The organism is Epilithonimonas sp. UC225_85, assembly GCF_042695135.1.
In the GTDB taxonomy this organism is placed as follows: Bacteria; Bacteroidota; Bacteroidia; order Flavobacteriales; family Weeksellaceae; genus Epilithonimonas.
In genome coordinates this window covers 2,085,604-2,104,365 of sequence record NZ_CP170547.1, presented here as the reverse complement: position 1 = coordinate 2,104,365, position 18,762 = coordinate 2,085,604, and the positions used below count along the sequence as shown (strand labels likewise).

Annotated in this window: 17 protein-coding genes; 8 read left to right on the top strand and 9 right to left on the bottom strand. The window is 36.4% G+C overall.

The features are described 5' to 3' along the window. The first annotated feature begins 55 nt into the window (after positions 1-55). Both idi and ACFJGY_RS09660 read left to right on the top strand, forming a co-directional pair. Entirely contained in the window at positions 56-565 is a 510-nt protein-coding gene (gene idi, locus ACFJGY_RS09665) for an isopentenyl-diphosphate Delta-isomerase (protein ID WP_379963321.1), read from the top strand. 164 nt (positions 566-729) lie between these two features. Next, positions 730-1,383: an NAD(P)H-binding protein gene (locus tag ACFJGY_RS09660; protein WP_379963319.1), complete on the top strand. Its 654-nt coding sequence runs from the start codon at positions 730-732 to the stop codon at positions 1,381-1,383. 33 nt (positions 1,384-1,416) lie between these two features. On the opposite strand, the gene galE is transcribed toward ACFJGY_RS09660, so the two are convergent. Together galE and ACFJGY_RS09650 are read right to left on the bottom strand one after the other, a co-directional pair. Continuing rightward, complete coding sequence (gene galE / locus ACFJGY_RS09655) at positions 1,417-2,436, bottom strand: UDP-glucose 4-epimerase GalE (RefSeq protein WP_379963317.1); 1,020 nt, start codon at positions 2,434-2,436, stop codon at positions 1,417-1,419. A gap of 466 nt (positions 2,437-2,902) precedes the next feature. Continuing rightward, on the bottom strand, positions 2,903-4,033 hold the full coding sequence (locus ACFJGY_RS09650) for a DegT/DnrJ/EryC1/StrS family aminotransferase (protein ID WP_379963315.1): 1,131 nt from the start codon (positions 4,031-4,033) through the stop codon (positions 2,903-2,905). Positions 4,034-4,175: 142 nt separating this feature from the next. On the opposite strand from ACFJGY_RS09650, the gene ACFJGY_RS09645 reads away from it, so the two are divergent. The 4 genes from ACFJGY_RS09645 to ACFJGY_RS09630 all read left to right on the top strand — a co-directional run bounded on the left by ACFJGY_RS09645 (position 4,176) and on the right by ACFJGY_RS09630 (position 9,712). Continuing rightward, positions 4,176-5,786, top strand: coding sequence for a S8/S53 family peptidase (locus ACFJGY_RS09645; protein WP_379963313.1), 1,611 nt, complete (start codon positions 4,176-4,178; stop codon positions 5,784-5,786). A gap of 218 nt (positions 5,787-6,004) precedes the next feature. Next, on the top strand, positions 6,005-6,922 hold the full coding sequence (locus tag ACFJGY_RS09640) for a beta-1,6-N-acetylglucosaminyltransferase (protein ID WP_379963311.1): 918 nt from the start codon (positions 6,005-6,007) through the stop codon (positions 6,920-6,922). Between the two features lie 186 nt (positions 6,923-7,108). Further along, positions 7,109-8,251 carry a VWA domain-containing protein gene (locus ACFJGY_RS09635; RefSeq protein ID WP_379963309.1) on the top strand — a complete coding sequence of 381 codons (1,143 nt, stop codon included), beginning with the start codon at positions 7,109-7,111 and terminating at the stop codon, positions 8,249-8,251. A 6-nt stretch (positions 8,252-8,257) separates the two neighbouring features. After that, complete coding sequence (locus tag ACFJGY_RS09630) at positions 8,258-9,712, top strand: sigma 54-interacting transcriptional regulator (RefSeq protein ID WP_379963307.1); 1,455 nt, start codon at positions 8,258-8,260, stop codon at positions 9,710-9,712. A gap of 73 nt (positions 9,713-9,785) precedes the next feature. Here ACFJGY_RS09630 and ACFJGY_RS09625 read toward each other — a convergent pair whose 3' ends face one another. The 4 genes from ACFJGY_RS09625 to ACFJGY_RS09610 all read right to left on the bottom strand — a co-directional run bounded on the left by ACFJGY_RS09625 (position 9,786) and on the right by ACFJGY_RS09610 (position 12,301). Further along, positions 9,786-10,406 carry a hypothetical protein gene (locus ACFJGY_RS09625; RefSeq protein ID WP_379963305.1) on the bottom strand — a complete coding sequence of 207 codons (621 nt, stop codon included), beginning with the start codon at positions 10,404-10,406 and terminating at the stop codon, positions 9,786-9,788. Positions 10,407-10,438: 32 nt separating this feature from the next. Continuing rightward, on the bottom strand, positions 10,439-11,713 hold the full coding sequence (locus ACFJGY_RS09620) for an NAD(P)/FAD-dependent oxidoreductase (RefSeq protein WP_379963303.1): 1,275 nt from the start codon (positions 11,711-11,713) through the stop codon (positions 10,439-10,441). A 57-nt stretch (positions 11,714-11,770) separates the two neighbouring features. Beyond that, positions 11,771-11,944: a hypothetical protein gene (locus ACFJGY_RS09615; protein WP_379963301.1), complete on the bottom strand. Its 174-nt coding sequence runs from the start codon at positions 11,942-11,944 to the stop codon at positions 11,771-11,773. A 99-nt stretch (positions 11,945-12,043) separates the two neighbouring features. Next, positions 12,044-12,301 (bottom strand): flavin reductase family protein, encoded by a 258-nt coding sequence (locus ACFJGY_RS09610; protein ID WP_379963299.1) that lies wholly within the window; start codon positions 12,299-12,301, stop codon positions 12,044-12,046. Between the two features lie 291 nt (positions 12,302-12,592). On the opposite strand from ACFJGY_RS09610, the gene ACFJGY_RS09605 reads away from it, so the two are divergent. After that, positions 12,593-15,061, top strand: coding sequence for a glycoside hydrolase N-terminal domain-containing protein (locus ACFJGY_RS09605; protein ID WP_379963297.1), 2,469 nt, complete (start codon positions 12,593-12,595; stop codon positions 15,059-15,061). A gap of 30 nt (positions 15,062-15,091) precedes the next feature. Here the strand turns inward: ACFJGY_RS09605 and ACFJGY_RS09600 are convergent, their stop codons facing one another. Further along, complete coding sequence (locus ACFJGY_RS09600) at positions 15,092-16,243, bottom strand: MalY/PatB family protein (RefSeq protein ID WP_379970159.1); 1,152 nt, start codon at positions 16,241-16,243, stop codon at positions 15,092-15,094. Here ACFJGY_RS09600 and ACFJGY_RS09595 point away from each other — a divergent pair. Next, positions 16,208-16,288, top strand: a complete 81-nt coding sequence (locus ACFJGY_RS09595) for a hypothetical protein (RefSeq protein ID WP_379970157.1) — start codon at positions 16,208-16,210, stop codon at positions 16,286-16,288. The genes ACFJGY_RS09600 and ACFJGY_RS09595 overlap by 36 nt on opposite strands. Here the strand turns inward: ACFJGY_RS09595 and ACFJGY_RS09590 are convergent. After that, positions 16,280-17,845, bottom strand: coding sequence for an ABC transporter permease/substrate-binding protein (locus ACFJGY_RS09590; RefSeq protein WP_379963295.1), 1,566 nt, complete (start codon positions 17,843-17,845; stop codon positions 16,280-16,282). The two genes, ACFJGY_RS09595 and ACFJGY_RS09590, sit on opposite strands and share 9 nt — an antisense overlap. Beyond that, entirely contained in the window at positions 17,842-18,762 is a 921-nt protein-coding gene (locus ACFJGY_RS09585) for an ABC transporter ATP-binding protein (protein ID WP_379963293.1), read from the bottom strand. The genes ACFJGY_RS09590 and ACFJGY_RS09585 overlap by 4 nt, the downstream gene beginning before the upstream one ends.

Below are 18,762 nucleotides of genomic sequence, written 5' to 3'. Positions count from 1 at the left end.
TGGAAAGCGGGAAATAGCTCCTGAAAATTTATTTTAAAATCCTTATTTTTGTGTTATGGAAAAAGTGGTATTGGTAAATCCGAACGATGAAGTTTTAGGGCAAATGGAAAAAATGCAGGCGCACGAAAATGGAATTCTGCACCGTGCATTTTCGGTTTTTTTGTTTAATGACAAAGGCGAAATGCTTTTGCAGAAACGGGCTAACGAAAAGTACCATTCGCCAAACCAATGGACAAATGCCTGCTGCTCGCATCCACGCCTTCAGGAATCTTATCTGGACGCTGCAAAAAGACGAATAAAAGAGGAATTGGGAATCGATTGTGAGCTGACTGAGAAATTCCATTTTATCTACAAAGCAGACGTTGGAGACGGACTTTGGGAACACGAATTGGATTATGTTTTCACAGGAAATTTCTCCGGCGAATTCAATCTGAATCCTGATGAAGTTTCGGAAATCCGATATATTTCTATCTCCGATTTGCAAACGGAAATTACTGAAAATCCGGACAACTTTACAGAATGGTTCAAGATCATCTGGGCAGAATACCGCAATCAGCTGAATTAAAAAAGTATCACATTTAAAAGCTCAATATCTCGCAATTTTGGTAGATAAAGCAGATTTTTTGAATCTGCTAAATCAGCTTTATCTGCGTGAACAATATTATAGATTTCACAGTCTGATTATTTACTCGAAAATATTGCTTAACTTTATTATCAAATCTTAGAATTATGAAAGCTTTGGTAATTGGTGCAACCGGCGCAACGGGAAAAGATCTTGTGAATCAACTTTCGCAGGATTCTGAATTTGAGCAAATCGATATCTTTGTCAGACGACGTTCAGATTTTCATAATGATAAAATCACAGCGCATATCGTAGATTTTGACCGACCAGATGAGTGGGAACATCTTGTAAAAGGTGATGTGGCGTTTGCCTGTCTTGGAACAACGTTGAAAACTGCCGGCAGTAAAGATAATCAGTGGAAAATAGACTACGATTATCAATTTAATTTTGCGAAAGCTGCGAAGGAAAATCAGGTTGAAGATTTCGTTTTAGTTTCTGCTTACGGCGCAAGTCCCGATTCTAAAATATTCTACTCCCGAATGAAAGGTGAACTGGAAGAAGCCATTAAAAATTTAAAATTCGAGAAAACGACTATCTTCAAACCCGGAATGCTGGAACGTAAAAACTCAGACAGAGGTGGCGAAGTTTTCGGTTTGAAAGCCTTGAAATTCATTAATAAACTTGGGCTATTGAAAAGTCAGCAGCCTTTGCCTACCTCGGTTCTTGCAAAAGCAATGGTCAATGCGTCAAAGATTAAATCCAAGAGTTTTTCGGAAGTTAAACTTCACAGTATTTTCAGTTTTGCTGAAAAATGTAAATAGAAAAACCAATCATACAAGATTGGTTTTGTAATATTAATTGGTTCGTTCTTTAAGATATTTCTGCCATTCCCAAGTCGTTCTGAGTGATTCTTCCAGAGACGTTTCGGATTTCCAGCCGAGTTCTCTTTCCGCTTTGTCGACGTTGGCGTAAGCGACCGTAATATCGCCTTCCCGTCTCGGACAGATCTGGTACGGAACTTTGATATCGTTTGCTAATTCGAATGCTTTCACCACTTCAAGAACTGAAGAACCTTTTCCTGTTCCAAGATTGTAAATATCAAGAACTGTTTCTTCCTCAGAATTTATTAATTTTTTAAGTGCCGCAACGTGTGCTTTCGCCAAATCAACAACATAAATATAATCACGGACAGCTGTCCCGTCTTCTGTTGGATAATCGTCGCCCCAAATGCTCAGTTTTTCTCGAATTCCTGCTGCAGTCTGTGTCACATAAGGAACCAGGTTATTCGGAATTCCAGCCGGTAATTCTCCCAACAAAGCTGTTGGATGGGCACCAATCGGATTGAAATATCTGAGTAAAGTAACTCGTTTCTGATAAGCTCTGGAGAAATCTCTCAGGATATCTTCGCCCATTTGCTTAGTTTTTCCGTACGAAGATTCAGCTTCCTTAAGTGGTGTATTTTCGTCAATTGGCATTACATCTGCCTGTCCATAAACTGTACAGGATGAGCTGAAAATAAAATTGGAAATATTTCTTTTTTCAAATTCTTGAAGAACATTAATCAAAGAAAACAAGTTGTTTTCATAATATTTCAAAGGCTCTGTCATACTCTCTCCTACTGCTTTTGAAGCTGCAAAATTGATACAACCATCAATCTGATGAGCATCGAAAACCTGACTCAACAATTCTTTTCTTTTAAGATCGAAAGGATAGAAAATCGGACATTTGCCTGTGATTTCCTCAATATTATTAAGAATAAATTTTTCTGAGTTCGAAAGGTCATCAACAATGATGACTTCAAAATTATTATTGATCAATTCTACAACTGTGTGAGATCCGATGTAGCCGAGGCCGCCTGTTACGAGTATGGACATATTATTTTATAAGTGGTGATAAATGATTAATTTTCGGCATTCCCAATTTCTTCGATTTCATTATTTTCAGTTTTTAAATTTGGATTATTATGATTTAAATAATAAATATAAAAAGTCACAAATCCCGCAATAAATAAATAAAAAATAATTGAAAAATTGTAATAATAATTATTATAATAGCTTCGGAATAAACCAAATAATGCATAGCAAAGCCAAAGAAAAATTAGCCAGGAAAATATATTGAGGATTATTTTTGTATATTTTATTTTAAAATAAATCAGACTTGCTAAAATTAGGTTTAAAATAATATAAATTCCAGACTTAGTATACAAATTAAGTTTAGGATTTATAGATTTATTATATTTAAAAGCAATAAATGTTAAGATAATAATATAAAACCCCATTATAAAAAGATGAGAGTATAAAAAAAACTTATACTTATTACCTTGTAAAAAAAAAGATTTTTTCATTTACTCCCGAAAAACTCCAAAACAGAATCCGTAATATATTTCAATTGCTCTTCGTCCAGTTCAGTATGCATCGGAAGAGAAATTACTTCATCCAATAATTTATCTGTGTTTACGAAGTCTGCCGGATCACTTTCCTGATAATAGGCTTTTTGCTTTCTTAATGCTACCGGATAATAGATCATTGCAGGGATTTCTTTTTCGGTAAGGTATTTCTGTAGTTCGTTGCGTTTTCCGTTGGTAATTCTCAAAGTATATTGATGAAAAACGTGTGTGGAATAGTCTGCTCTTTTCGGAGTCAGGATATTTTCGTTTCCGGAGAAAGCTTCGTCATAATAATCTGCCGCTTTTCTTCTGGCTTCGTTATATGAATCAAGATTTGGCAGTTTCTTTCTCAAAATTGCTGCCTGAATGCTGTCCAATCTGGAATTAACGCCAACTTCATCGTGATAGTAACGCTCGTACATCCCGTGATTTACGATTCCTCTCAATCTATGAGCGAATTGATCATCATTAGTAAAAATCGCACCACCGTCACCGTAGCATCCTAGATTTTTGGATGGAAAAAATGATGTTGTACCGATTGTTCCCATCGTCCCGGATTTCTTTTCGGTTCCGTCTGAGAAAATAAAATCAGAGCCAATGGCCTGTGCATTATCTTCGATAACGTATAAATTATGTTCTTTAGCAATTTTTAAAACCTCTTCCATATTTCCGCATTGTCCGAAAATATGAACGGGAATAATCGCTTTAGTTTTAGGCGTAATCGCTTTTTTAATCGCTTCTGTATCGATTGTAAATGTATCGTAATCTACATCAACCAAAACAGATTTCAGCTTAAGCAAATGAATTACTTCTACTGTTGCAGCAAAGGTGAAATCTGCTGTGATCACTTCATCGCCTTCTTGTAAATCCAATGCCATCAAAGCGATCTGAAGTGCGTCTGTCCCGTTTGCACAAGGGATTACATGCTTTACATCCAAATAACTTTCCAGATCTGCCTGAAAAGATTTGACTTCCGGACCATTTATAAAAGCCGCAGAATCCATCACATTGAGAACTGCATTGTCAACTTCACTTTTTATTTTATAGTACTGGCTTTGTAAATCAACCATTTGGATTTTCTTCATGATGCAAATATTTATTATTAAAGGCTTTTAAAATCGTGTAAATATCAAATTAAATATTTTTTAAATGCGATTTCAAATGCAAAAACATTATTTTGTAAATTTACATTTATTTATCAGTTTAAAAAATCCAAATACCCAAAACGTGAGAAAAATCTTTACAATTTTATCGGTTAGCTTTTCTTTGATAGCAATGGCTCAAACCGAATTAGTTTTTGTTTTCTTCAAAGACAAACCAAACAAAGCTGCATTTTATTCCAATCCATTATCTGAACTTACACAAAAATCTCTGGACAGAAGAACCAATCTTGGAATTGCTTTGTCAGATCAGGATGCACCAATAGAGCCGACTTATATTACTAATATTCAAAACCTTGGATTTGAAGTAACAGATTATTCCAAATGGCTGAATGGTGTTGCTGTGAATGCTACTTCTTCTGACATCCAGACATTGTCCCAACAGAGTTATGTAGACCACGTGGAAAGTTTTGTGCGAAATCCGAACGGTGGAAAACGAAAAGAGAAGATTGATAAGTTTAAAAAATTCAATCAGGAAAATGCCAACAGAGATGTTTTGACCAATTTCAATTATGGAAATAGTCTTTCTCAGATCAACCAGATTAATCTTCGCCCTTTGCATGTTGCCGGTTTTACAGGGACAGGGATGTCAATTGCAGTTATAGACACAGGTTTCCCGTACGTCAATACAGGAAGTGCTTTTAAAAGAATGAGGGATAATGGTCATGTAAAAGCAACCTATAATTTTGTCACCAAAAGTGCCAGTGTATACTCTACTTCCGTCAATCCTCACGGTGCAATGTGTCTTGGTATTATCGGTGGTTATATAGACGGAACTTTTGTAGGTTCGGCTCCTGATGCTGATTTTTATCTGTATGCAAGTGAGGACGCAGATAATGAAATCCCTGAAGAGCAACTCTACTGGATAGAAGCTGCAGAAGAAGCTGATAGAAAAGGTGTAGATGTAATTTCCACTTCTTTAGGTTATACTGAGTTTGATGACAGCAGATATGATTATACATATGCTGATATGAACGGAGGTACAACTTTTATCTCAAGAGGTGCACAAATAGCTTCTGAAAAAGGAATTTTTGTATTGATCGCTGCAGGTAACGAAGGACAAAGTAACTGGCACTACATTTCTGCTCCCGCGGATAATGCGGGTGTATTTACCATTGGCGCAGTTACGAATACTGGTAATTCTTCGGGGTTTTCATCTTTCGGACCTAATTCTGCAGGTGTTATCAAACCTGATGCAAGCGCAAGAGGGACAGATACTTATTATGCCTATAACAATTCTTCGGATTATGGCAGCGGGACATCATTTGCAACTCCACTTGCTGCTGGCGGTGTTGCTTGCTTTTTACAGTCGGTTTCCAAAACAATTCCCAGAAATACACTTAAACAAAGTTTAAGACAAAACGCTTCTCTTTATCCAAATACGACTGACCAAAAAGGTTATGGAATTCTTAATTTCTACAAAACTTATCAGTCTTATCTTGGTGTAAATGATGTAACGAAAGCGCAGATAAATATCTATCCAAACCCTGCAAAAGACATTCTTAATATCTCTTCTGATAAACCTATAAAATCTGTCGAGATCTATGATGTCTTAGGCAGATTGATCAAAACTGAAACCAATAACAATGTGAACGTTTCCAAATTAACCAAAGGAAATTACATTATCAAAATAAAAACAGGAGATCAGGAATTAATAGAAAAGTTTATCAAGGAATAAATCAAACGAGGAGCTGAAAATAATTTTCAGCTCTTTTTTTATTTGTTATAATTTCTCAATTGAAACCGTAATTTATTATTAACAGATCTCAATTTTACCTTAATTAGCACATTATAAATAATTAATAATCAGTTATTTTATTGTACCTTGTAGAAAATTCAGGTTTCGCTTTATATTATGGAAGTGTATCGTTACTCGTGAACTAAAATAATATATTTATGGAACCTGATCTAAAATTTTTCAAAAAGAGTGATACCACCGTTGACGGAATTTCGTCAGAAAAAACAATTAATATTGCTTATCTTATTTTGGTTCATAGACTGCCAAATCAATTTAAACGTCTCTTCGAAGCAATATATAAAACGAATAATTATTACCTGATCCATATTGATAAAAAAGCAGAAAAGGAACTCGGAACCGAAGTCGAATCCTTTCTTAAAGATTACCCGAATGTTTATATCCTTAAAAGTGAAAATGTGATCTGGGGTGGTTACAGTATGGTACAGGCAGAACTGGACGGAATGAATTTCCTATTGAATATAGATGCAAAATGGGACTACTTCATCAATCTCAGCGGACAGGATTATCCTTTGAAATCCCAAAAGATCATCCGCGAATTTCTGACAAAAAACAACGGTAAAAATTACATCAAAATTGCTGATCAGAAAATTACCCGTCCGGAAACAATGAACAGGATAGAAAACTATTTTGATGAAGTAGATGATAAGATTTCTCCACTTACTTACAAACGGGAATTTATGAAGGACATTACCCCTTACATTGGCGGACAGTGGATGATACTTACGAGAGATTGCTGCACTTTTCTCTGCAACAGTACAGAAGTGAAGAAATTTGAAGACTATTATAAGAATACGTTGATTGCAGAAGAGTCTTTTTTCCAGACTGTATTGATGAATACAAAATTTGACGGACAACTTGTAAATGATGACAAAAGAGCTATCATTTGGATTCCGGATGGCGATATCAAACTTCGTCCAAAAACTTTCACAACAGATGACCTGGATTTCTTAAATTCCGGAAGCAATCTTTTTGCAAGGAAATTTGATGATAATGTTGACAATAAAATCATCAATCATATTAACATAAATTACAATGTTGCATTGGCAAATTCTTGATGATTCCAATTTAAACTTTGAATATTTATATATCAAAAAAAAACCACCGAAAAGTTTGGTGTTTTTTTTATTAAATATTGCATATTCATTTCGTATCATAACTATTACTATTTTCTATATTCTGCGCTTTGTGCTTGGTATAATAATTCCATAACTTGTATGATCTAAAAATTGGATCATTATTTCATGACAAATAAAAATTTTAATTTTCAGCAAGGACTTACGTTCAGTAAATATACACCTGAAGAAATATCAAATTTCGACAGGGTTTTTGATGTATTTAAAGATCTGCTGACTCACACTTCCGGAGATATCGAAGAAGCTTTTGACTGGCTTGATATGTTGGATAAAGAATATGATATTTTTACTGACGATTATACGCTTGAGGATTTTGAAGAAGATCTGAGAAAGAGAGGTTACATCAAAAAAGAAGATGATTCCGAAGACGGAAATCAGGGAACCGGAAAAGGCAAAAACATCCTGACTGCCAAACTGGAAGCCGCTTTGCGTGAATATGCCTTAGATCAAATATTTGGGAAACTGAAAAAAAGCGGTATTGGAAATCACAGAACCAGTAAAACAGGTGTTGGTGATGAACGCGACGGCGAAAACCGAAACTTCCAGTATGGCGACGATCTTTCCACCGTTAATATGACCGAAAGCCTGAAAAATGCACAGATCAACAACGGAATTTCTGACCTTCGAATGACGGAAGACGATCTTATCGTAGAGGAAACAAAACACAAAGCGCAGATGAGCACGGTTCTGATGATTGATATCAGCCACTCCATGATTTTGTATGGTGAAGACCGCATCACACCTGCCAAAAAAGTAGCAATGGCTTTGGTAGAATTAATCAATAGAAAATATCCCAAAGATTCAATCGATATTATCGTTTTCGGAAACGAAGCGTGGCCAATAAAAATCAAAGACCTTCCTTATTTACAAGTCGGACCATATCACACCAATACAGTTGCAGGGTTGGAATTAGCAATGGATATCCTACGCAGAAAGAGAAATACCAACAAACAAATCTTTATGATTACTGACGGAAAACCAAGCTGCATAAAACTGCCTACTGGCGAATATTATATGAACAGCGTCGGGTTGGATGAGATGATTGTCGGTCAATGTCTTAGTAAAGCTGCACAAGCCAGAAAACTCAAAATCCCGATCACTACTTTTATGATTGCACAGGATCCCTATCTTCGAAAATTCGTGGAAGCTTTTACAGCCCAAAATAAAGGAAAAGCTTTTCTAACCGGACTTTCAGGTTTGGGACAAATGATTTTTGAAGACTACGAAAAAAATAGAATAAAAAGAATTTAAGATAAAATGAAAAACGATATCACATTCAAAGAATTGAAAAATTCCGGTTACACAGATAAAACAATCAGTCAGGAAATCCAGGCCAATCTCATTGCGAAAATTAAAGCAAAAGAACCTGTTTTTGAAGGACTTTGGGGTTATGAGGATTCTGTAGTTCCTCAATTAAAAAAGGCAATATTAGCGGGTCATCATATCAATCTATTAGGTCTGCGGGGGCAGGCAAAAACCAGAATTGCGAGAAGTATGGTGAATCTTCTGGATGAATATATGCCAATTGTAAAAGGGTCTGAGATCAATGACAGTCCGTTCCAGCCGATTTCAAAATTTGCAAGAGATCTGATTAAAGAATTAGGTGATGAAACCCCTATTTCCTGGGTTCACAGATCAAACCGCTTTTTCGAAAAACTGGCAACACCGGATGTGAACGTTGCGGATTTAATTGGTGATATCGATCCCATCAAGGCTGCAACTTTGAAGCTCCCCTATTCCGATGAACGCGTTTTGCATTACGGAATGATTCCGAGAGCCAACCGTTCGATATTTGTACTGAACGAACTGCCGGATTTGCAGGCAAGGATTCAGGTTTCTTTGTTTAATATTTTGCAGGAAGGTGATATTCAGATTCGTGGATTTCAATTGAGAATGCCGCTTGACATTCAGTTTGTGTTTACTGCAAATCCGGAAGATTATACCAATCGTGGCAGCATTGTGACACCTTTGAAAGACAGAATTGGGTCTCAGATTTTCACCCATTATCCAAAAACAATTGCTTTGGCAAGACAAATTACGGAACAGGAAGCCGCAATTTCTGATAAAGACAGATCGCAGATTCAGATTCCGGATCTTGCGAAAGATCTTTTGGAAGAAGTGGCTTTTGCGGCACGTGACAGCGAATATGTTGATGCAAAAAGCGGCGTGAGTGCAAGATTGACGATCAGTGCGATGGAAAATTTGGTGGCTGCTGCAAAGCTGCGTCTTATAGAAACCGGAGCTGAAAAAACGTCGGTTCGTCTGCTGGATTTTATGTCTATCATTCCTTCAATCACCGGAAAAATTGAATTGGTCTATGAAGGTGAACAGGAAGGTGCAGATTATGTGGCTAAAATATTGATTGACAAAGCCGTAATGCTTCAATTTGAAAGTATTTTCCCGCGCATTTCCAAACTTGAAAAAGAAGGCATCAAAACGCCTTACACCGATCTGATCAAATGGTTCAATAAAAATCAGCTTGAACTGAATTATACTGATACAGATGAAGAATTCTACAAAAAACTCGACAGCATCTCGCCTTTGGTAAATGTTGTTGAGGAAAATGCTTCGGAATTAAGTTCGGAAGATCAAAACTTTTGCAAAGAATTGGTTTTATGGGCATTGACGATCAGTAAAAAATTGGACAGATCAGAAAATCAATCTGCTTATACATTCGATTCTGCAAATATCGGACAGTACTTTCGTGACTAAAAAATCCAATCGATCAAAAATAAAAAGGCCGTATTTGCTGCGGTCTTTTTTTTATAAATTAATTCTTATAAAATTAAAAATCCAGTAATCCATCGGTAACACACTTCCACTCGATTTTTGTAAGCTTCATAAAGCCTCCCAAAGAAATCAACAAACTTCTTATCTTATTAAGAAAACCATTCTTTGAAACATTCGCTTTTTCATTGCGTCCATAGATACCAACTTTTATAAAATCAGAACCTCTCGAAATTATAAACGAAGATGAAGATTCTCTTGAGTAGAAATGGGCAATGTGGTGATCTGCATCGTCTGCCTGTGGTGATTTTGACGGTCTGCAAATGATAAGATGATTTTCCAATTCGCCTTGATTAAGATATCGATTACTAATTTTTTCAATCTCAACCCAGTCATAACCTTTGGCTCCAAAATCTCCAGGACCGGGAATATCAATTCGGATAAAATCGCCCTCTTTCGGATGACGGTCAACATATTCCCCCTTAGCATTAAAAAGCCTGAAGTCAGCAGAACCCGGTCCACAGTAATCTCTCCAACTGTTGACTGAAAAAAAACGCTCTTTTAAAGTCACGAAGTTTTTTGCCGCCAATGAAGATTCCTCATAAACTTTTTGACTTTCTGTATCGTGATAGGCACCGGTTGTCTGTTCGGGAATTCCTGAAATCAGTTTTGCTTTCATTATAATTGAATATAGCTTGTGATGGATTAATTTTACACTTTTTCTTTGCTTGAATTCCTTTTCGGATAAAGAATTAACCTTATCGACGGATTATTTGTGATGAACAATCTGAACCAATCAAAAGCCAGACGAAGCTTGTTCCTGAAACCCACCAAAGGAATGATATGAATGAACAACCAGGTGAGCCAGGCTGTAAAACCTGTGAATGAAAATTTTGGAAGATCTACAACGGCATTGAACTTTGATATAATGGCCATACTTCCTTTATCATTGTATTTGAAAGGATTTAAAGTTTTGTTTGATTCGATACGTTTAAAATTGTCGGCAAGATTATTAGCATGTTGTATTGCCACTTGTGCTAGCTGAGGGTGGCCTTTGGGAAAATTCCCGTCTGTTAATTGAAGACAGATATCACCTAATGCATAAATATCCTGTACATCAATCACTTTATTAAAAGCATCTACCAGGATTCGTTTTCCCTTTCCAATGCTATTTTCCGGAAGTCCCGGAACATCGCGTCCCACAACTCCCGAAGTCCATATCAATGTTTTGGTTTCTATCGTTGATCCGTCCGAAAGTATTACTTTTTCATCCACATAATCCTTAACCGAAACATTAAGGATAATTTTGACTCCGAGTTTCTCCAAAGTCTGGTGTGCCGTTTTCTGCGCCACTTTACTCATCGGCGACAGTAGTGTAGGCAAAGCATCTACAAGATAGAGATTTGAAAGTCCGAGTTTGATCTCTGGATATTCTTTCTCGGCGATATATTTTCCCATCTCGGCAAGCATCCCGGCAAGTTCCACACCTGTTGGTCCGCCGCCTGCGATCACAATGTTTTGAAGTTTTGCCGCTTCTTTTATATTTTTATTTCTGGCAGCTTCTTCTAGATTTAATAAGATATGATTGCGAAGAAAAAGTGCTTCTTCGATATTTTTCATTGGGAGTGCACACTTCTGAACATTCTCCATCCCAAAGAAATTGGATTCGGTACCAACAGCTATTACGAGGTAATCGTATTTTAGAGTTCCGGTTTCTGTGTCAATGGTTTTATTCTCCAGATTGACTTTTAGCAGACTTCCCATGTGGAACTGAACATTTTCGTGAGAAGAAATAAACTTCCGGATTGGATAGCTGATATTGGAAGCCTCGATAAAAGAAGTAGCTACCTGATAGATAAGGGGCGGAAAAAAGTGGTAATTATTCTTATCTACCAGCGTGATCCTGAATCTTTTGTCATTTTTCAGAGATTTGATCAAACTGATTCCTGCAAATCCACCACCTACAATGATGATATGTTTTTTCATATTATTTTTTTTAAAACTTTACCACACTTCAATGACACATTGCCAAGGCTAATAAAATTATTTATTTAACTGTTCTAATAAGACATCATAATCTTCAATGGAATTCAGCCTTACTCCTGTGGCAAGAATCAAAGTACAGCCTCTGTTTGATGTACTCGGATTGATGTACACAATATGATCTATATTGACCATTACGAAATCATTGACAGATGTGAAGACCTTTAAAAACATATAATATAATTTCTAAAAATAAACTAAAAATTATGCCACGAAATATCCATCAAATACTGTAAAATACTTTGTTTTGCTTTGAATAGAATAAAGAACAATTTATTTGGCTGAGGGAATGATAAAGTTTCTGCCGGACTCTACAAAATGACTGTTTCCGCGGTAATGGATTGTTTTAGGATATTTTGGGAATGTGGCAACGTGTGCTTTTACGATTTCAAAAATAAAAAAATTATAATTGTCAATTAGTTTATCATCATAGATTTTACATTCAAAACTGGCGTAACAATTGAGAAGTAATGGTGCTTTTACGATATTGCCATCTGTTGTGGACAGATTGAACTTCTCAAATTTGTCCATTTCGGAGCCTTAAAAAATGCTATTTTTTGTTTTTAGATCTATCCATAATAAGTCTGAAGATGTTTTTGGTCTGTTTAAATTATAAAAGATCCTGACTAATCATTAAATGTTAAATCATAAATTAAACTCACTTTATATAAATATTTAAAAATCAATAGTTAATAAATAATAAAATTTAGCTTATCATATTTTTGACAAAGACAAGATTTTAATTGTAAATTCATTAGTTTTAGATCATTAAATCTCCATCTGGTAAGATTTAATAAACAAAATTTTATAAGTATTAGTAAAATGGTCCAAACTAAATTTATCCTTTTTGTTATCGGAACCCTGATTTCGATTTCTGTCCACTCTCAACAGAATTTAAAATTAATCTACAGTAAACCAGCAGAAAACTGGAACGAAGCTTTACCAATCGGAAACGGAAAGTTAGGCGCTATGGTTTTTGGCGGTGTTAATCAGGAACATCTTCAGTTGAACGAAGAAACAATCTGGGCAGGTGAACCGGGGAATAATGTTCCGAAAAACACTTTCGACAGCATCCAAAAAATCAGAAAATTACTCAATGAAAGTAAATTTGAAGATGCTCAGAATCTTTCAAACAAAACCTATCCCAGACAAGCTCCAAAAGATCTTAATTATGGAATGCCTTATCAGACGATGGGTGATTTGTTTTTGAATTTTAAAGGCCACGAAAATTTTAAAAACTATAACCGGACTTTGGATATTGAAAAAGCGGTAAATACTGTTTCTTACGAGGTAGATGGCGTGACCTTCAAGCGGGAAATCTTTACATCTTTTGTTGACAATGTTGTGATGATCAAATTATCATCCAGCAAAAAAGGAAGCCTGAATTTCACCATCAATGCTTCTACTCCACACAAAATCAGTTCGATTCTTACTGATAAAAATCAACTGGTGATCACCGGAACGAGCGGATCTGTTGACAACAAAATAGGGAAAATAAACTTCAAAACATTGGCTCTTCCAGTTTTAAAAGGCGGAAAGTTAACTTCGACAAAAGATCAGCTCAAAATCTCGGGAGCTGATGAAGTGGTGATTTATGTTTCAATTGCCACCAATTTCAAAAAGTACAATGACCTTTCTGGAAATCCTGACGCCAGAGTTTTGGAATATTTAAAATCAGCTCTGAGCAAAAAATATGATGCTGAATTAAAGGCTCATATTGAAAAGTATCAGACATATTTCAAACGCGTAAGCCTTGATCTGGGAATAACCGAGCAGGCTAAGAAAACAACGGATGTCAGAATCAAAGAATTTGGAACTTCTAAAGATCCGGATCTTGTAGCGTTGTATTTTCAGTTTGGAAGGTATCTTTTGATCTCATCTTCACAGCCCGGAACGCAACCCGCAAACCTTCAGGGAATCTGGAATTATCAATTAAATCCAGCTTGGGACAGCAAATACACGGTCAATATCAACACAGAAATGAATTACTGGCCGGCAGAAAACACCAACCTTAGCGAAATGCACGAACCTTTGTTCGATATGATACAGGATTTATCCGTAACCGGACAGGAATCTGCCAAAGAAATGTACCACGCAAGAGGCTGGAATGCGCATCACAACACTGATCTTTGGAGAATTACCGGAATCGTGGACGGCGGATTCTACGGAATGTGGCCAATGGGCGGTGCGTGGCTGACTCAGCATCTTTGGAATCATTATTTATATACTGGCGATAAAATTTTTCTAAAAAAGAATTATGATGCATTGAAAGGAGCTGCATTATTTTACTTAGACGTTCTTCAGCCCGATCCTTCTAACAAATACCTCGTGGTTTCACCATCCATGTCTCCGGAAAACACTTATATTAAAAATGTCGGAATTACTGCCGGAACGACGATGGATAACCAACTGGTGTTTGATGTATTCAATAATTTTATTAATGTTTCGAAAATCCTTAATCAAGATAAAAATCTTTCGGATGAAGTGAAATTGGCATTAAGCAAACTTCCGCCAATGCAGATTGGTCAACACGCCCAGTTGCAGGAATGGCTGAAAGATATGGACAGAACAGACGATAAGCACAGACATATTTCTCATCTGTACGGATTGTTTCCTTCGGGTCAAGTTTCGCCCTTTAGAAATCCTGAATTGGCAGAAGCGGCAAAAAATTCTATGATCTACCGTGGTGACAAATCTACAGGCTGGTCGATGGGCTGGAAAGTAAATTGGTGGGCAAGATTACTGGACGGAAACAGAGCTTTTAAACTGATTTCAGACCAGTTAACACCTGCGCCGATGAATAATAAGGGAGAATCTGGAGGGACATATCCCAATCTTTTGGATGCGCATCCACCCTTTCAAATCGATGGAAATTTTGGCTGTACTTCCGGGATTGCGGAGATGCTATTGCAAAGCTATGACGGCTATCTTTATATTTTGCCTGCGCTTCCGCATGCATTACCAGACGGTTCTGTGAAAGGATTGAAAGCAAGAGGAGGTTTTGAAATCGATATGGATTGGAAAAATTCTAAGTTGACAAAATTAACAATCAAATCGACTTTAGGCGGAAATGCGAGAATCAGAATTGCTAAGGATATTCAGCTTAAATCTAACATAAAGTTGACTTCGGCAAAAGGTGAGAATCCGAATGAATACTATCAAGTGAATGCCATCAAAACACCTGTAAAATCTGAGAAAGCTGAACTGAAAGGGTTTGCTGTTCCGGAAACACAGGTTTTTGATTTTGACACAAAAAAAGGTCAAACTTATGTTTTTGAAGTGATCATTTGATTAATCAGAGGCGAAATGATAAAAGAGAACCTAATTTGTGTTTTTAATTTTTACAAATGCCGATTTTAATCTATTCAATCCTTCCGAAAGAACTTCTCTCGGACATCCGATATTGATTCTTAAAAAACCCTCACCCGCTGCGCCGTACATCGTTCCGGGATTAACCCAGAGTTTTTCTTCTTCGAGTAAAATTTTTGATAATTCTTCAGAGGTTTTATTTAAGGAATGACAATCCAGCCAGACCAGATATGTTGCTTCTAACGGAATGACTTTGATCTCGGGTAAATTATTTTTGACGAATTCTAACAAATATTGATAATTCTGATAGAGATAAATTTTCAGTTCCTCCATCCACTCTTTTCCGCTTTTATAAGCAGCAATCAATGCTGTGGCTGCGATTGGATTTGGATAACTTGTCTCCTGAATTTCAAATGTTCTATGAATTTTATTTAAAATTTCTTCATTCTCAGAAATCACATAAGAAATAGGTAAACCTGCAAGATTAAAAGTTTTACAGGGCGAGCCACAAGTCACAGATTCGAGATCATAATATTCAGCAATTGATACAAACGGAATATGTTCGTGATCTTCAAAAACCAGATCTGCGTGGATCTCGTCAGATACAACCATCACCTTATGCTTGGAACAGATTTCGGCAATACGTTCCATCTCATTTCTTTGCCAGACTTTTCCGACAGGATTATGAGGATTACAAAGAAGCAGAAATTTACTTTTAGGATCTGAAGCTTTCAATTCAAGATCATCAAAATCGATGTGATAATTTCCGTTTTGATAGATCAGATTATTTTCGACCATCGTAAATCCACAATTTTCCACAAAATCATAAAAATGGTTGTAAACGGGCGGCTGAATAATAATATTTTCTCCGGATTTTACAAATGTTCTCAAAATGGCTGAAAGCGTTGGGATCATTCCCGGACCAGGTAAAATCCAGTCTTTTTTGATTTTAAAATGATGAATTTCTTTCCACCAATCAATGATTGTATCGAAAAAATCGGAAGGAGTTAAACCGTAGCCAAAAACACCGTGTGATACTTTTTTTAAAATTGCTTCTGTAATTTCCGAAGCCGTTTTAAAATCCATATCGGCAACCCACATTGGCAAAACTTCTGCATCTGTAGCCAAATCCCACTTTACGGAATCGGTTCCTCGTCTGTTGATGTTTTCATCAAAATTATATTTCTTTGCCATCTAATTTTATTTTGAATCCAGATAATTTTTAAGGTCAGAGATGCTTTTTATCTTCAACTCGTCCGCCTGTTTTTTCCGCATCATCAAGGCATAAGAATTATTAAAGCCAAGCGGTTTCAGCCACTGAATCCCGTATTGTTTTCTGAATTCTGAATCCACAAATTTATAGGTTTTATCAGCACTTTGAGAAACCGTTTGAATTGTTTTTTCTGATGGTTTCAATAAAACTAAAAGTCCGGTTCCTGTATATTCAGGATAGAAATCGATGGCCTCGTTCATCAAAGCATCAAAGCAGATTTTGGTTCCGCCCAGTCCTGTTTTGGTTTCCACATTATAATTGGTATAGCCTTCAATCAGCATTTTGTAGATTTCAGTTAGAATATATTGCTCGCCAAAAATCTTTGAACCAATGCGAATTGTTGCTCCGCTTTCTTTCCTTGGAACTTTATATAAATGAGTTTTAATCAAAAAATCTTTCGCAATTTTTTCAGGCGTTTGGTTGAGATAATCTGAACGGTAATTCAAATCTGTCATTATTGAATCATTAAATTTACCTGCTAAGAGATCAAGTGTTTTTTCGAGTTCAGGAAATTTCTGTAAAGTTTTAGTTTTAATAATTGGCGCCGCAAAATATGGCGGAAATATTTTTTTATCATCCTCCAGAACATACAGATCGAACGCCTTGATCCTTCCGTCTGTAGAATATCCGCTAATCAAATCCAACTCACCTTCAAAAGCGGCTTTGTACATCACAGCGTCATTCACGACTTTTGGATTGACATTTAATCCATAAACTGATCGAAGACCAAGATCCCCGTCTTGCCTTCCCATAAATTCCGGTGTAAAACCGGCTTTTAATTTATTTTCTGAAACGGAATTCAGTAAATAAACAATTCCAAAAATCACAAAAATTGCAGGAATAATGTATTTTAATTTCTTTAAAAACTGATAACCGGATTTCTGCAAAACAGCAATCATTTGGTCGAGTAAAATCGCCAATAGCGCTGCAGGAATAGCGCCAGCCAAAATCATATTGGTATTGTTTAATGAAATTCCACCAAAAATAAATTCGCCCAAACCACCTGCTGCAACAAAGGAAGCCAAAGTCGCAACACCGACATTAATGACCGCCGCCGTTCTGATTCCCGCAATAATTACGGGCATTGCCAGCGGAAGTTCTACTTTGAAAAGCAATTGTTTCCGGTTCATTCCCATTGCTTTTGCAGCTTCAATGACTGTTGGATTCACACCCGTAATTCCGGTAAAAGTATTTCTGATAATCGGTAAAAGTGCGTAAATCAACAAAGCAACAATCGCCGGAGTTGCGCCAATGCCAAAGGCGGGAATCATAAAACCCAGTAAAGCAATACTCGGAATAGTCTGTAAAATACCGGCAAAACCAAGAACAGGACTAGACAATTTTCTTTTTCGGGCAATTAAAATACCTAATGGTAAACCTACAACAATCGCTAAAAGTAATGACAGAAACGTCAGTCCCAAATGTTGAACAATCTGAGTCAGTAATTTTTCGTGCTGTTCGATGACGAACTGCCAAAGACTTTGCTGCGTCATACGATTTGTAATTTTCGGTAGTCGTTGAATGCTCTAATCAACACTTCGTAAGCATCTGTATTTTTTGGGTCTGAACTTAATTTTTGTAAAGCATTCCAGACACTTGTGGTTTCAGTAAAATTAAATTCATTTATTATATTTTCTGAAGTGAAATAAGAATTAAGATCATTTAAACTTGCGACTTTGTATTCCAACAACAATCTGTTTTCAGCGAAAAAATCTTTCACAAAATCATTGGTTGGGCGATACAACATTTCTTTCGGCGTTCCTGTCTGAATAATTTTTCCTTTATCCATCAGGCAAATCCGGTGTCCTAATTCAAAAGCTTCCTGAACATCGTGCGTGACGAGAATTATCGTTTTATTTTTAATTTCTTCTAGTGATTTGAATTCTGAATGGATATCTGTTTTTGTAATATTATCCAACGCTCCGAAAGGCTCATCCATCAACAAGATCGGTGAATTAGCGATCAAAGCTCGGGCGATTCCTACTCTTTGCTGTTGACCGCCACTTAATTCGTTGGGAAATCGGGAGAGCACTTCTTCGGAAAGATGAAGTTTGTGCAAAAGTTCTTCAGTTCTGCTTTGAATCTTTTTCTTGTTCCACTTGAGTAATTCCGGAACGACGGCGATATTTTGTTTAACTGTATAATGCGGAAACAATCCTGAATGTTGCATTACAAAACCGATTCCCATTCTGAGATCTTCAATTTTTTGCTCTCGGATATTTTTACCATCAATCAAAATATTACCTGAATCTGCTTCTATCAGGCGGTTGATCATTTTCAGCGTCGTTGTTTTTCCACAACCACTGGTTCCCAAAAGCACAATAATTTCTTTATCATTTGCCTGAAAAGAAATATTGTCAACCGCTGGTTTTCCGTTGAAGTTTTTTGAAACCGATTCTACTGTGATCAT

Excerpts from the sequence above, each read along its gene's own strand:
- idi (WP_379963321.1), top strand. The coding sequence starts at position 56 with ATGGAAAAAGTGGTATTGGTAAATCCGAACGATGAAGTTTTAGGGCAA.
- ACFJGY_RS09660 (WP_379963319.1), top strand. The coding sequence starts at position 730 with ATGAAAGCTTTGGTAATTGGTGCAACCGGCGCAACGGGAAAAGATCTT.
- galE (WP_379963317.1), bottom strand. The coding sequence starts at position 2,436 with ATGTCCATACTCGTAACAGGCGGCCTCGGCTACATCGGATCTCACACA.
- ACFJGY_RS09650 (WP_379963315.1), bottom strand. The coding sequence starts at position 4,033 with ATGAAGAAAATCCAAATGGTTGATTTACAAAGCCAGTACTATAAAATA.
- ACFJGY_RS09640 (WP_379963311.1), top strand. The coding sequence starts at position 6,005 with ATGGAACCTGATCTAAAATTTTTCAAAAAGAGTGATACCACCGTTGAC.
- ACFJGY_RS09635 (WP_379963309.1), top strand. The coding sequence starts at position 7,109 with ATGACAAATAAAAATTTTAATTTTCAGCAAGGACTTACGTTCAGTAAA.
- ACFJGY_RS09630 (WP_379963307.1), top strand. The coding sequence starts at position 8,258 with ATGAAAAACGATATCACATTCAAAGAATTGAAAAATTCCGGTTACACA.
- ACFJGY_RS09625 (WP_379963305.1), bottom strand. The coding sequence starts at position 10,406 with ATGAAAGCAAAACTGATTTCAGGAATTCCCGAACAGACAACCGGTGCC.
- ACFJGY_RS09620 (WP_379963303.1), bottom strand. The coding sequence starts at position 11,713 with ATGAAAAAACATATCATCATTGTAGGTGGTGGATTTGCAGGAATCAGT.
- ACFJGY_RS09615 (WP_379963301.1), bottom strand. The coding sequence starts at position 11,944 with ATGTTTTTAAAGGTCTTCACATCTGTCAATGATTTCGTAATGGTCAAT.
- ACFJGY_RS09610 (WP_379963299.1), bottom strand. The coding sequence starts at position 12,301 with ATGGACAAATTTGAGAAGTTCAATCTGTCCACAACAGATGGCAATATC.
- ACFJGY_RS09605 (WP_379963297.1), top strand. The coding sequence starts at position 12,593 with ATGGTCCAAACTAAATTTATCCTTTTTGTTATCGGAACCCTGATTTCG.
- ACFJGY_RS09590 (WP_379963295.1), bottom strand. The coding sequence starts at position 17,845 with ATGACGCAGCAAAGTCTTTGGCAGTTCGTCATCGAACAGCACGAAAAA.
- ACFJGY_RS09585 (WP_379963293.1), bottom strand. The coding sequence starts at position 18,762 with ATGATCACAGTAGAATCGGTTTCAAAAAACTTCAACGGAAAACCAGCG.